9 protein-coding genes and 1 pseudogene are annotated in these 13,959 nt (G+C 43.6%); 3 read left to right on the forward strand and 7 right to left on the reverse strand.

Translation table 11 applies throughout. The features are described 5' to 3' along the window. Positions 1–5: 5 nt before the first annotated feature. The 7 genes from LPH68_RS08575 to LPH68_RS08605 form a co-directional block, all read right to left on the reverse strand. Positions 6–2,468: a DUF4906 domain-containing protein gene (locus LPH68_RS08575; RefSeq protein WP_230296911.1), complete on the reverse strand. Its 2,463-nt coding sequence runs from the start codon at positions 2,466–2,468 to the stop codon at positions 6–8. A gap of 9 nt (positions 2,469–2,477) precedes the next feature. Continuing rightward, on the reverse strand, positions 2,478–3,620 hold the full coding sequence (locus LPH68_RS08580) for a FimB/Mfa2 family fimbrial subunit (RefSeq protein ID WP_049701222.1): 1,143 nt from the start codon (positions 3,618–3,620) through the stop codon (positions 2,478–2,480). A gap of 21 nt (positions 3,621–3,641) precedes the next feature. Then, the gene (locus tag LPH68_RS08585) at positions 3,642–5,030 is read right to left on the reverse strand and encodes a hypothetical protein (RefSeq protein WP_117809744.1); all 1,389 of its coding nucleotides are present in this window, start codon (positions 5,028–5,030) and stop codon (positions 3,642–3,644) included. 166 nt (positions 5,031–5,196) lie between these two features. Then, positions 5,197–6,543 carry a membrane lipoprotein lipid attachment site-containing protein gene (locus tag LPH68_RS08590; protein ID WP_151923333.1) on the reverse strand — a complete coding sequence of 449 codons (1,347 nt, stop codon included), beginning with the start codon at positions 6,541–6,543 and terminating at the stop codon, positions 5,197–5,199. 194 nt (positions 6,544–6,737) lie between these two features. Further along, the gene (locus LPH68_RS08595; protein ID WP_008023002.1) at positions 6,738–8,285 is read right to left on the reverse strand and encodes a DUF3868 domain-containing protein; all 1,548 of its coding nucleotides are present in this window, start codon (positions 8,283–8,285) and stop codon (positions 6,738–6,740) included. Between the two features lie 10 nt (positions 8,286–8,295). Next, positions 8,296–8,883 (reverse strand): DUF3575 domain-containing protein, encoded by a 588-nt coding sequence (locus LPH68_RS08600; protein ID WP_004313482.1) that lies wholly within the window; start codon positions 8,881–8,883, stop codon positions 8,296–8,298. A 438-nt stretch (positions 8,884–9,321) separates the two neighbouring features. Further along, on the reverse strand, positions 9,322–10,500 hold the full coding sequence (locus LPH68_RS08605; RefSeq protein ID WP_230296912.1) for a site-specific integrase: 1,179 nt from the start codon (positions 10,498–10,500) through the stop codon (positions 9,322–9,324). Between the two features lie 222 nt (positions 10,501–10,722). Between LPH68_RS08605 and LPH68_RS08610 the strand changes: the two genes are divergently transcribed. The 3 genes and pseudogenes from LPH68_RS08610 to LPH68_RS08620 all read left to right on the forward strand — a co-directional run. Beyond that, on the forward strand, positions 10,723–11,727 hold the full coding sequence (locus LPH68_RS08610) for an aldo/keto reductase (RefSeq protein WP_008645788.1): 1,005 nt from the start codon (positions 10,723–10,725) through the stop codon (positions 11,725–11,727). 243 nt (positions 11,728–11,970) lie between these two features. Then, the gene (locus LPH68_RS08615) at positions 11,971–13,170 is read left to right on the forward strand and encodes a hypothetical protein (RefSeq protein WP_008016308.1); all 1,200 of its coding nucleotides are present in this window, start codon (positions 11,971–11,973) and stop codon (positions 13,168–13,170) included. A gap of 296 nt (positions 13,171–13,466) precedes the next feature. Then, positions 13,467–13,751 (forward strand): annotated as a pseudogene (locus LPH68_RS08620) (transposase); the annotation flags it as partial. Positions 13,752–13,959: the final 208 nt, after the last annotated feature.

Raw genomic sequence — 13,959 nt, forward strand, 5'->3', positions numbered from 1 at the left:
TGTCACTAATTATTTTGGTAATAAGAATCTGATGTTATCTCGCGATATCCCAAACTGCCTTTTTCGTTCATGTATACATGAAATACCAGTCCGATAACATCCGGCGTATTATTAGGGAGGATGTTCAGTTCCACGTCATATTCACGTTGGTTGTCATTTATAGTGGTGGCGATTGTGCTTTCTTCACCACGGGAAGCACCAAGATAGGTATATCGAACTTTAAGTTCAGCCCCTACAGGCATAGGTACGTCATCAGGAGTGAGTTTAATATGTATGGTATACTTGCCTCCCTCTTTTTTAATTCTATTATTATCTTCCAGATTATTGATACTTAGTTTTCCGCTGATGCTATATCCATTCTGTTTTATAGTGAAATAATAAGTATTCTCTTCACCAGTGAAGTGCATGGAAGTGAATTTTACTCCAAAAGTACGGTCTTCGTTTCTTGATTCTCTGCGCGCAATGTACGCTTTGGGAGTCTGGGTATAAGAACCTTCGATTTCGTGCGTCACTCCTATGGCTAAAGGCTTGAATGAGAAGTCATCGAAATCGATGGAGGTTCCTACGTGGTCTCCGCTCTTGATAAGTTCCATTTTCCAGTATGGCACGTTGCTGTCTATATAGAAAGGAAGTCCGTTGACGGCTGCCCCCTTATAGTCTACGGAAGTAGGAGGATTGATTGTTATACGAGCTTCAGGAATGCTGTTTCTTACGCAACGAACGGTATATCCTTGTCCGGGAGCGGCTGCGTCGAGTGCTGCTGCTGTCGGATTCCGGCTGTCGAAGGAGAATGCCTTGTTGCTTTCCGTGCTCCAATAGTTTCCCCTGTAATTATGGGAGGAAACCAGCACTCCGCTTTCATTGCGGTACTTGACGTTGGGTATCAGCAGTTCATGAAAAGAACGGTATCCATTATCATTTTTACTTTCTGCCCCGTTGGCTGCCTTCATCAATATGGCATATTCGGTAGAATTGGCCATGTGCCACTGTTGGTTGTCTACCTTCCCTTCCACACCTATCTGATGAGGGGATAATGCTGCCAGACGACAGGGATCTCCCTTACCCTGTGCTACCAGTTCGAGCGTATTCCCTGACGGGATATTGCTCGCATCCGTGATATAAGGGACATCATTCCAGCTACCGATACCCGTCACATTGAAATTTCCGGGATACCAAATTACATCGTTGGTCGTTTCAACAGCCGTCGGGGCAGTGAACTCCTGCTCTGTAGTAGCCGTAGCATCATTACCGGTAGCTATCAGGCTGCCGTATTTGAACAGGGCATCGTGGTAGGCGTCGCCTTTATATACTTTAAGTATGCCGGAATAAGCCGTGTAGTCACTCCACACATTGACATTCTTGTTGAAGTCCGCCTCCCGGTCACTCACGATGACCAGTCCTTCTACCGGAGCCCAATTAACCGCGATATTGTACAGTTTGACAGGTTCAATCACCACATAGATGCCTTTGCTGCCTATTTGCTTAATTGTAGCATACACATTGTAATTGGTATTACGAAGGAGCCTGAAATTAGCATCTCCTTCACGAAGCAGTATCTTGTACGTAGTGGGTATGCCCCCGTAGGTTGCGTTGATAAATATATAAGCGGCATAATCTGGGTCGGCGGCTTTTGTCTCGTCGTCTGCTCCATCCTTATAGAACGATTTTTCCGCAATAATGGCGGTAGGAAAGGGGTGGTACTGTTTGCCGTTGTACTCTTTGCCTCCCCCGGATGCGGAAATTGTAAATTCGGGACCGTTGAAAAGATTCAGATTGGTATTGTCGGTATCCTGTTGGTCTATCAGATAACTGTAACGCGGTATATTGCTAACCTGCACGTTGCTGATTTTTATTTCTTCCGTCACCGCATCGTCCTGTCGCAAAAACACGGATACTTGCGACATCACGCGGGGCATATCGATGCTTGCGGTTGTGGATGCTGTCGTGAAATCACCTTTGTATCTGCCGCCTTCCGAATTGTATACGGGGCGCAGTTGCGCCATTCCTTGTCCGGACGTCGTTCCCGGTTGAATCTTTATCTCTCCCAGATTGGCCAACGGCATATTGCCGGAGGTCAGCGCGCTGCTTTGCCAGTCGAACTCGATGCCGTCGATATCCGTACGCTTCGTCACGGCATTCAGTTTCTCCGTCAGTTCGGGCGTCTCGTTGATGATGGCGGCGAAAGAATATACTCCCGGGCTGACAGCAAGATTGAACAACCCGCTGTCGTCAACGTTCAGCGTCCCGTTGGAAGTGGTATAATTATTTAGTAATGTCTCATTCTGAAAGAGCATGAAACGCACTTTCTCTATGGTCACTCCCTCCACCACGCTGCCGGTAAGGGCTTTGGTTTTTATCTGTACGGTCACTTTCTCTGCTTCAGGCAGGTTCATCACAGCGGATTCTTTGGCGCAGCCCGACAGGAGCGCGGCCGCGGCCAATGCCAGTATTCTATATCTTATTCTCATTTTCATATCCTATTCAGCAGGTTTCACGTTCACAATTTCCCATTCTCCGATAAAGATTCTGATGTCCAGGTTGGGACCGATGCGTACTTCCACCGGATGTTCGTATATCCGGTCGAAATCGCTCTGCGATTGGTAGATATACGCTCCCGTGTCGGGGTTGCGTGCCTTGAACAGCATACTGACGATGTCAATCGGCTGTTCCGGAATCCTGCGTCCGCCGGGTGTCTCGATATATAAAAGCACCGGGCGGTCCATTGTCAGCCGCAATACCTTGATGTCGGCAGAGAGCGTGTTCGCGTCCATCAATGTCTTGAATGGAGAGTAGCGGACGGAGCGGGTGTACCCGTCAAATGTGTTGTCGGACTTATACCTCTCGTCGGTAGCAACCGCCCACAGTTTGAAGTCCGTATCCCGGTTCGCGGCGGGCGTGTCCCGGACTTCCGGCGTGAGATGTTCCAGTCCGCTTAAAGTGACTTTCAGTAGGTTGGTGTTGCGGATCAGTTCGATGCGGCGTGCGGTGACCACGCTGTTTTTAACTTCCACGGTTTCATAGGTATACATATCGCTTTGGGGATGGCGGGAGCCTGCCGCGCCATACCACAGGTCGTTTATCTCCTCTGCTTCCGGAACAAGTTCTTCGGGCAGTCCGGATGCCGTCCGGCATTTTAAGAACATATAGAGGTCGTCCGCCATTGTCGCTCCCAGCGTGACGTCTTTCCTTAAATTATGGCTTGCCGGATTTTTCATTTCTCCATGAAAATAAGTAGTGTTGTCTTTCTGCCCGTTATCCGCCCATGATATAATTCTGTATTTTCCCGGCGGCACTTTATCCAGATTCATCACATACTCGTCAGAGAGCTTTCCCCACGGGTTCGGTTTTGACACCGTCTGTATCTGTCCGTTTTGCAGGTAACTATATTCCAGTTTGTCTCCGTTGTCTGTCGCGTGGAGTTGAAGTATGCCCTCCGTGTCAAACAGGTACACGTGAATCCGCCGCACCTTTTCGCCGAAGAGATTGCCGTTGCCGGTATGATGGGTGAAGTAGAAATCGAGTCTGAGTCCCGAAAAGCAATCTTCCGTGTTCTCTTTGGTGCATCCTGCGAAAAGAGATGCAGTAATCAGGAGTATTCCTATGAAATATGTTTTATTCATTCTTTCTTTTATTTTCTCCGGTTAAAGTTCTACTTCCAAGTCTTTGTCTCTCCACTTGGAGACACGAAGCCCGAGTGCTAGATCTGCGCCTTCAGGTTCGGGCACGTGAGACGTCTGATCGAAATCTTTGATGATGGGATCTGACTCCGTCACTTTATCGCCATCGGTAATGCGAACGTCCAAACCCAATGACCATGGGGTGATAACGACATCATCAAGGTCGAGGGAATAGCAATACCCCGGCTTAAATGCGTTGATAATTTCATTATTACTTTTGTCGCTGAATGCCCTGACCGTCAGCCAGCGTTTTATCTTATCGGTACTAAAGCCCATAATCAGATGAGGCATTCCGTCTTTGATTTGTTGCAAAGTAGCGTCTGCCGCCACCGATTGGGGAAAAAGATGAAAAGCGTTCACCTTTGTAGTCTCTGATGTTCTTGCGTCATACATATTGGACTGCTGTCCTCCTTTCTTGTATTCAGCAAAACCTGTGGTCATGTTCCAGTCGGAGATACCATCGTTTGTATTCTTTATGATAGTGGCGGCGTTGAGGCTCGGCTTGAAATAATTCATATAAAAATAGAATCCGGTTGGCGTGCTGTTGATATCGAAGCCGTCGGGGAAGGGCGACCGGATGAGCCGGACACGATAGGAATAGATAGCGGCAGCGGTAGCGTCCGTTCCGTATTTCTTCCTGAAATTCTCCCGAGCGCCTGCTTCGGCAGCAGCGATATCGGCTTCGGTGAAGTTCTTGATTTTGTCTCTGCCTATGGGTCCGTCCGTCCAGTCGAATGAAGCGCCTGTGGTTGCGGGGTTGGTGACCACGATTTCCCCCGGTATGATTTCAAACCGGCTCAATACGGGAGCCACTTCCACGATGGCTTTCACCTTGACGGAGAAAGGGTCCGATTCCTCGGGGATGACGATAATTTCTTTGGTAACTCCTTCGTAAGGAATCTCTGTCCGGTTCATGGTAGGGGCGGGCGGGTCGTCCTGGCTGCTCACCTGTAACTGGTTGATAAGCGGATTCTCCTCTTTAAACCGGTTTATCGTCACTTTCACGTATTGGGTTGTTACCGGAATCTTGGGTATGGAGAGTCTTGCCAACTTTCCGGTGGCGGTATTCCTGATGCCAGCAATCTCTGCATCGGTGGCTGTATAGGTGAATATGGGGGCGGCTTCAAGAGATTTATATAAATCGACTTTCAGCGTTTTTACCTCTGTGAAAGGCAATACATATCCCTCTCCGTCGTTGCCGGTGATAGGGTCATCTACGGCTCTGGTGGAGACGCTGCCTAACGATAAATTAATTTGTAGCTCGATACCGGAGTCTTCCGGCGAAGAAACGCGGCTCTCCTGGCTACAACCTGTCAGCATGGCAATCAACCCTACGAAAAAGACTTTTCTCATAATTCTGCATCAAAAAATGAATCTCATACTAACCGTTACAGGGTGCGGTTATCACCCGTTGCCGTCATTCTTTCCGGGGGAAGGGAGACGGCTTCGTGAAGGGAAGTGGTAATCAGCCACGTCCCCCCTTTTTTATGCGTCGTTTAACGTCCGGTAATGGTCGTAATTACCACTCGGGTTTCACGTTGACAATGGTCCACTCGGTGATCTTGACAAGAACGTCGAGGTCTTTGCCTACCGGTTCCGGGTTCGGATCTGTCGGGTCTACGGGTTCCGGTATTTCAGGACCAGCTGTACTGTTAGCGGTAACTTTCAGCTTGGCGGAATATTGATTAATATTAATATCGGCGGCATTCAGTACGTATACTTTGCCGGCGTCGAAAGAGGTAACCAATGCATCCGCAGCTTTCAGTGCACGGATTGTCAGCCAGCGGGGGGGGGTTGTACCGTTTGCTTTAGTGGTAAGTTTCAGAACGAAGTGCGGCATACTTGTTTTTACATCGGTGGTACTGGCGGACGTGCCGTTTGTCGCTGTTTGAGGGAATAAATTGTATGCGATAACTTTGTCTGCTTCTACAGTGGTATCGAACATTTTTTCCATATCACCATCTACTTTATATTTATCCTTAGCAGCATCGTTCCAGTTACCTGCACCGTCGTTGGCATTTAAGACTAAATCTCCATCTTTGGTGAGAGGTATATTATTCATATAATATTCGTCAATACTTTCAATCGTGTATGCAGCATCGTATTCATACGTGACAGTGTATGTGAAGCTCCATGTCGAAGGATCCGCAACTCCCGGATTTTCTTTTCTCCACGCTTCTTGAGCGGCTTTCTCTGCCGCTGTAATTGTGGCATCGCTTACATGGGCTTTAGCCTGGTCTTTTGTTCCGTTTTCAACTCCGCTTGGTAGTGTACCGCTTGCTGAACTATTCACCTTAATGTCTGATGCCTTGCCGTGAAACTCGAAACGTGACAATACAGGCGCCACGGAAACTTCGACACTGTAAAGGTCGTTCGTGCTGCCGTCTGTTCTTTCCCCTCCTGGTGTTTTCAATGTGATATCTTCAGGTGTACCACGATATTCCATCTTCGTGTATCCTATCTGCAAGTCATTGATGTCGGCAGCGCTCTTATCAACGTTCATATAAACGTTCACTTTAGTCGTAGCGCTGGGAATGTTGCTAATATTAACGGGTTTGCGGCCTGCAGCAGCGGCAGTCTGGTCGTCACCTTTTGCCGTAGCTACCTGCTCGGGTGTAAAGTCATACGTGCCAAGCGAAGCATCGGATGCGTTGAAATACTCGATGGTAATGTTTTGAATATTGCTTCTGACCGCTGTTATTGCTGTGGTCACTTCGTCATCGCTCATTCTCGTTTTAGGAGTAGCGACATCAAAAGAAAAATCGAGTGATTTCAGGTTCGTTGTTTCTTGGGTCACCTCGTTGTTCTCATTGGAGCAAGCGGAGAGAGTGGCGGCGAATAAAGCCATGAAAATAATTTTCTTCATTGTTTTTATAAATAAAATGTTTAATAATTGCGTCAGCTTTTGCTTTAGCTTTTGTTTTGCCCGTTTGATAGTTTGGTCCCTAAACAAACTATAGGTGAATGCTTACCTGTAGGAGGTTGTTTTTTGTTATGCTTTCCTGTCTTTTTAAAGTGTTTATAAATCAGTTATTTATCTCTGTTATTAATTTTTATTGTTTATCTCTGCTGTTTTTTCTTTGACTGTTGTTGCCTGATAAGAATGGTATTCTCCTGTTTCTTTGTCATTTCTGCCAGATTTTGTTTGGCTTCCGGCAGTCCGGCTTCCGTTGCTTTGTTCAGGTGTGATGCTGCTTTGTCATAGTTGCCGCAAAGCATTTCCAGTACTCCCATTGTGTTGTGGTATTCGGGGATATCGAGTGATTTTTCTATTTTATTCAAATATCGTTTGGCGTAGACCGTATCTTTGCGTGACAACGCGGTTGCTGCTGCATTCAGATTGGCGGTCACGTCGTCGGGATATAGCTTCACGGCAGTTTCGAACAGGTCGATAAACTCTTGTGATCCCTTTTCGTAGGTGTTGGCAACAAGGAACATCTCATTCAAGCTAAGGTTTTGCGGACGGCTTTTGAACACCTCTTTAGCCTGTTCGATGCTGAAATTTCTGACGTCAAAGTCAATCTTACAAATCGCTTTGCGAAGCAAGGGGCAGAACTCCCGGATGATGTATCTGTATGGCTCGCCGCCTTTTAGGTTCATCAATGTTTTTTTGCGCCTCACTTGGGCAGCATAGTCACATTCGGCCGGGAAAGACCCGATGAACTCCAATACTTCTTTACGATACGGCATTTGGGACGCCTCTACACATTCTTTGAGTCCGTCCCAGTTCTCACCTCCGAAAGCGACTTGGTATAAACTCCGCGGATAATCGAATTGTGAAGCCAAATAATCGGTCAGTGCTTTGGCCCGGCCTTCGGACAACCGTTGATTGTTGGACAGCAAGCCTTCCGGTGAAGCGTAGCCGATTACGTTGATCGCGCGGACTGTGACGTCCGGGTCGTCTTTTATCCCGGCAACGAGGTCGGTGACTTTCTTCAGTTCCTGCGGATTATTCATGTAATCGGGGCGGATGTCGGTCTTGTTTACAACGAAATCCAGAAAAGCCTCGCTGATGATTTCGCGTCTCTTTACCGGTTCGACGACAGGTTGCACGTATGCCATGCTGGGAGTTATTTCGTACGGCTCTATTATTTTCTCTAGCGTTATACGGTTGGCAAGCATGGTGATGCCTATCCTCCGCGCAGGATTGCCGCAGCCGCAAAGGTCTTCATACATATCCAGCTTTGCGTCCGCCATCCACGGATTGTATTTCACGGCTACGCTGTATGCAATTGTTTTTGCGTTCCCCGATTTGAATCCGGGGACGACTGCATACGGAGCTTCTGCGGCATACGCCGCTTTTTCCCGGTTGCTCATCAAGGCGGTTTCCCGTCGGTACACGTTATAGTTTTCACGTCCTTTGACGACTACTTCGGGCAGGTCCAGTCTGTCGCCTGCCGCTACCAGAGCGGGAACCAGGCTGATCGAACGACGTGAATCTACGTTTACCCCGGAAATGTCGAAAGAGAGTTTCACGTACACTGAATCCCCTTCTTGTTGCAGGGACAGCGTCGTGACGTGTATTTTCCCGGAATACTCTTTTTGCTGTGCTGATGTGTTCGTGCAGAACAACAACACGATGACGAATAGCATATATTGTCTTTTCATGTTTGTTTGTCTATTTAAGGTAATATATCAGTGATATTCCTGCTTTCGTAGGACCGAAATAATTTCTGCTTTCTGTTCCGATCTTTTCGCCGCACTTTTGGCATTTGTACTTGTCATAGTGCAAGCGTGCATATCCGATTCCTAGATTGGCTTCAATACTCCATCGTATGCCTAGAAAGAAGTTGTAGCCGTATGAAATTCCCCCTCCGTAGCCATAGCCTTCGAAGCGGTATTCTTTAGAACCTTTACCGAATATGAGTGGCAAATCCTGTTGCGCAATATTATATTGGCTACCGAGAACGTGCACTCCGAGAAAGTGTCCGGAGAAGCGTTGGCATAGCCAGTAACGATATTCTATTTCGCCTAGCCAGTGGACTAGTTTTTTGTTGTTTTCAGCCGTTCCGTCAAGATTCCAGGGATTATAGCCGCCGCCTAAATCGAGTGTGCTTCTTTTACCCAAACCTATTTCAAGACTAAGATTCGGGGTATAGGTATAACCTCCGTAAAGTAAATTTGTTTTTATGGCTATATCCTGCGCTCTCGAGTATGAAACGAGGAGGGTTAGGATGAGGAGGGTGAAAATACTTCTTATTTTCATTATATTTACTTGTTGATTATTTTTGTATGTGTGTTTTTAAGTTTGTACTATTTGCCAGTTTGTTTCGTTAATTGAAAAAAATGTAATATCTATCTGTTCTTTCTCTTCAAAAGAGACGGAATAAAACTTGTATTATGTGCGTAATCGTCTTATAATTAGATGTGTAGTTGTGCGCTTGGCTGACGGAAAGTTCCTTTTATTTGTGAAATATGGGTAAATATATTTGCGGTAGCTTGAATTCATAGTGATCTGATTATTTTGAATATAGCTTAAATATTGTTTGAGAAATACTTGCGAGTAAAGATTTAAATTGTTTATTTTGCAAATAAATATTTTATTCCGTCTCTTTTGAAGAGAAAGAATTGCAGTGAACAATAATTTGTAAATCAATTGATTATGCATAGACTTTAATTCCATCTTGCAGTCCTGCATATATTCTTATATACCGGAAATCAGTTTGGCATTAGCATCATCAATCACGGACCTGTCAAGAGATGAGAGATATATTCGGGTTGTCTTTTCGCTATTATGTCCCATACTTTCACTGATGATTTGTGTAGATATACCTTTTTTCTTGGCTAGTGTAGCCCAACTATGGCGCGCCACGTATGAAGTCAAAGGTTTGGGAAGTCCCATGAAGCCGGAGATTTTCTTTAAATGAATATTATGAAGTCTCAAGGCACTATCATAATTCTGTGTACTTTCTGATAAAACAGGAAATAAGAAAGTTCCGTTACTGTAATGAGAGTATCTATCAATAATAGTTTTTAAGCATATTTCTAGTTTTATGCTAAGTTCTTGTCCGGTCTTATGGCGTCGGTAAATAATATATTCTCCTTGAATATTCTCTTTGGTTAGGTACGCCAGATCAATAAAAGCCATCCCTCGTGCATAAAAGCTGAACATAAACATATCGCGTGAAAAAGCCAATCGTGGTTTTGACGATAAATCCAATGTTTTTAATCTTGATATGACATCTTCGTCTATTGCCCGTTTGATGGTTTTATCATTGCCTACGAATACTTTTTTAAACGGATGCTTTTGTTCTGTATAGCTTTCTTCGACAACTCTATTATAAATGGCTCTTAGGTTTCGCATATAGAATGAAATAGTATTATTACATATCTGCTGCTCTTTCAGATATCTTTCGTAGTCTGAAATAAGTTTAGGAGTCAGTTCTTCGAAAGAAATGTCAACTCCGTTTCTGAACCGGAGGAAACTTTTTACTGAAGCTATATATGATTTTGCGGTTCGGGGTTGGTTCTTGATATACAAATCATTTGTGACACTCTTGCTGAATACGGATAATAGGCTTTCACCTTGAATTTTTTTGAAAAGTTTGATGATGGTATCAATGTTGTTTTCACTTGTCAGAATGTGCTGAAGGTGTCGAATATCCCGGATGATGGAGTTTTCAATGAGCTGCAGTTCATATCTGCGCTGGTATTCGGCATTTGATATCGCAATTAGCGAACGCTTGTCATTCCACTCGTGTGAATGAATCTTATACGGAGTTGTTATCTCTCTGTATTCTTTATTCCTTGTCAACAGATAATAGATGGTTCCTTTCTTTTTCTTAATTGTTGATTCTCTAAATTTAACCTTGATAGTTATCATATTTTTCTATTTTTTTAGGTAACGTGGACTACCGGCTATTGTTTTTTGTAAGGGGTAGAACGGTTTTATATTTTTGTTTAATTGTCTCAAGTAAAGAGACTGTCAGGGTTGTTATGGAAATTTTATTTAAATAATGCTGCCGTAAAATTTAGGCTGGTTCAAAAGTATTATTAAAATATATTTTCCTTTCTTTGTGAAAGGAAAATATAAACATTCTGTTTTATGGAAAACTCTTTCAGTTATCAGCCGGCAGCCGGACGCTACGAACGGATGCCCTATAAATATTGTGGCAAGAGCGGCTTGCAGTTACCTTTAATCTCTTTGGGGTTGTGGCACAACTTCGGTAGTGTGGACAATTTCGATGTGGCAACCGACATGATTAAGTATGCATTCGATCATGGTGTCACTCATTTCGACCTGGCGAACAATTACGGCCCTCTTCCCGGAAGTGCCGAAATTAATTTCGGACGAATTTTGCGAGAGAACTTTCAGGGTTATCGGGATGAAATGATCATCTCTTCCAAAGCCGGTCATGACATGTGGGCTGGTCCTTATGGCGGAAATAGCTCCCGTAAAAATCTGATGGCGAGCATTGACCAAAGTCTCCGTCGGACAGGGTTGGAGTATTTCGACATCTTTTATAGCCATCGTTATGATGGAGTTACTCCGGTCGAAGAAACCATTCAGACATTGATTGATATCGTGAAACAAGGGAAAGCGCTGTATATCGGAATCTCCAAATATCCCCCCGAACAAGCACGCATAGCCTATGAAATGATGGCAAAAGCCGGTGTTCCCTGTCTCATCAGCCAGTATCGGTATAGTATGTTCGACCGTGAGGTGGAGGCGGAAACACTTCCGCTGGCAGCAGAATATGGTTCCGGTTTCATCGCCTTTTCTCCTTTGGCGCAAGGACTGTTGACAGATAAATACTTGAATGGTATTCCGGAAGGTTCTCGTGCCGCACGTTCTTCGGGTTTTCTCCAGCTTTCGCAAGTGACGCCTGAAAAGGTAGAAGCCGCCCGCCAGTTGAATGAAATAGCCCTCCGACGTGGACAAACACTTGCTGAAATGGCACTGGCATGGGTATTGAAAGACGAACGGATGACTTCGGTGATTGTGGGCGCAAGCTCTGTCAACCAGTTGGCCGACAATTTGAAAGCACTGGATCATTTGGAATTCACGGCAGATGAGTTGAAAGAGATCGAACAGATTTTACCTGAATAATTTCAGTCTGAATCGTATGCTGATTTCACCTTATTATTGAAAATGATAAGGTGAAGTCATCTATTTTAAGGATGCTCCTGTCCAGTCATATACATATTTCCAAGATTTAACCATGCGATTGCATCTCCTCTGGCTGCTGCTATTTTAAAATATTCAAAAGGTTTTTAAAGTCACTAGCATCTATATCATTTAATAACAAAAGAATGGAATATTATTGAGTAAAAAAACAGAAAAGTGTTAGGAATGCTCGAAAAAAATATATACATTCGTATAATATTCACCTTAAATACTTGTGATATGAAGCAATTAACTGTAGTATTCGCTCTGTTGTGTATTTTTGCTTGTAGTAGCGAAGATATTGTAAGTACCGTTGAGGAATCTGTAAAGCCGGCTAATGAAGTGGCTATACAAACTGTTAATTTGCTTGATAGCCTTGAAATTATGGATTATATTTATAGCATTATTGGACCGATGGCTAAGACACGATCAAATCTACCAGGGGGAGGGTATATTCTTCCTGATAATTGGGATTCTCAATTAACAGATGAACAGCGCGAATTGATCAGGAACTCTTTCCCACGACCTCTCTTTTCTGCTGAAAGGAATGCTTTAAGGAAATCGTTTCCTTTAGTTGAATATTCCAATACAGTTGTTATGAATTATCCGTCATCTGGATATAATTGTTTTGCCTATTCGTTGGGGTTTAATAATAAGTGGATAGAGTTTAGTACTTGGGATCAAGTAAGATATGGATATGAAAATGCGAGTTCCGTGTATCATGCCGCTTATGATTACATGAAAGGGGCAACCTCAATATCAAGATACTATCCTGTAGTTTGGGGTTGGGGAAATACCCCTCTGCATGCATCTCTTGGAGGTAGTCCCCATTGCGAGGCACCTTATTCTAAGATGGGGCGTATGTGGCTATTGTGGCACCTTGTAAGTGTGTTTTCTAATGGAATGTATGGAGTTCCTGTGGAAACCTATGGGGCAGTTTCTCCTACCCGTAGTCTAAGTGAAATAGATGCTAATGCAATGAAAGAAATAAGTGAGGATATTCACGAAAATATAATCTTCTCACCGGATGAGTTGATGATGATTGCTAGAAAAGTAAAAACATGTAGAGATAGTTCAAGGTTTGAATCTCTGTTTAATGAATGGAAGGAAGCATGGCATTACTCGCTTAGTAATAACACTGCTACTACAAGAAATTTACCTCAATATGCCGATTTAAAGGCTATGGGAAAAGAAATCATTCCATTATTGATTGAGAAGATGGTAACAGAAGAGGATAATTTCTTTGCAATAAGATTGTATGAAGATCTACAAGATAATCCTAATCTGATAATACGATATGCGAACGATGATCCACACCAACTTGAAGGATTACAACAAACAACCAAAAAAACTATAAAGAAGTGGTTAGAATATAATTCCAATTAAAGTTATCTTGGGAATGATAGGTTGTTGGATATTGCGTATACCTTTAAATTAAGAATATCGGCTCAAATTGGGCCGATATTTGAATATAAATATTCAAGAAATGGGATATCAATAATAATAGAGATAAGTCTGTTTTTAGGATCTTTTGCTGGAGTGTTTCTCGTTTGATTTTACTGTGAAAAACTTATTTGTAGTCTTAATCGAAAAATGAATTTTTGAGGTAAAGAAAATATGAATAATATTTCTCTGCTTTTGAAAGAACTGAATGTCATATGTGAGGATTATGAACGTAGGGAAAACTTACTGAATACTTTCAGTTCACATCGGATATACATCGTATGATTTATACCATAAATACAGTTGAGGACTGTCATCATCAGATACGGAAAGTGACAAAAAAACAAGGGCGTGTTCCCTAACAACACCGCCCTTAAAAAACTGTTTTACCTCGCTTATCGCAATATATGTAAGAAATGGACCATGTCATACTGGCTAACTGGGGAGCTAGTGCACGACAACTGGCGATAAAATTTGTAGATAGGTTTAAAATGTTGCAATTTTACGTCCGTTGGGACGGGTAGTCCTGCTCCTTGGCGCTGGCCGTTCACCGACCGATGAGATTGAATGAGAATAAAGCATACATAGTTTAATTTACACATCTCCCTGCCTGGTGAATGATTCCTCTTGTTCTTTTCTTCTGCAAACGATTTTTGGTTCTTCGTCAAATTTGGTGGTAAATTCTTTATCTCTTTATTTCCAAGTTAATAATTATCCCTTTTTACTCACTTT

This window comes from Bacteroides sp. 1_1_30 (genome assembly GCF_020982715.1).
Taxonomy (GTDB): domain Bacteria; phylum Bacteroidota; class Bacteroidia; order Bacteroidales; family Bacteroidaceae; genus Bacteroides; species Bacteroides xylanisolvens.

Excerpts from the sequence above, each read along its gene's own strand:
- LPH68_RS08575 (WP_230296911.1), bottom strand. The coding sequence starts at position 2,468 with ATGAGAATAAGATATAGAATACTGGCATTGGCCGCGGCCGCGCTCCTG.
- LPH68_RS08580 (WP_049701222.1), bottom strand. The coding sequence starts at position 3,620 with ATGAATAAAACATATTTCATAGGAATACTCCTGATTACTGCATCTCTT.
- LPH68_RS08585 (WP_117809744.1), bottom strand. The coding sequence starts at position 5,030 with ATGAGAAAAGTCTTTTTCGTAGGGTTGATTGCCATGCTGACAGGTTGT.
- LPH68_RS08590 (WP_151923333.1), bottom strand. The coding sequence starts at position 6,543 with ATGAAGAAAATTATTTTCATGGCTTTATTCGCCGCCACTCTCTCCGCT.
- LPH68_RS08595 (WP_008023002.1), bottom strand. The coding sequence starts at position 8,285 with ATGAAAAGACAATATATGCTATTCGTCATCGTGTTGTTGTTCTGCACG.
- LPH68_RS08600 (WP_004313482.1), bottom strand. The coding sequence starts at position 8,883 with ATGAAAATAAGAAGTATTTTCACCCTCCTCATCCTAACCCTCCTCGTT.
- LPH68_RS08605 (WP_230296912.1), bottom strand. The coding sequence starts at position 10,500 with ATGATAACTATCAAGGTTAAATTTAGAGAATCAACAATTAAGAAAAAG.
- LPH68_RS08610 (WP_008645788.1), top strand. The coding sequence starts at position 10,723 with ATGGAAAACTCTTTCAGTTATCAGCCGGCAGCCGGACGCTACGAACGG.
- LPH68_RS08615 (WP_008016308.1), top strand. The coding sequence starts at position 11,971 with ATGCTCGAAAAAAATATATACATTCGTATAATATTCACCTTAAATACT.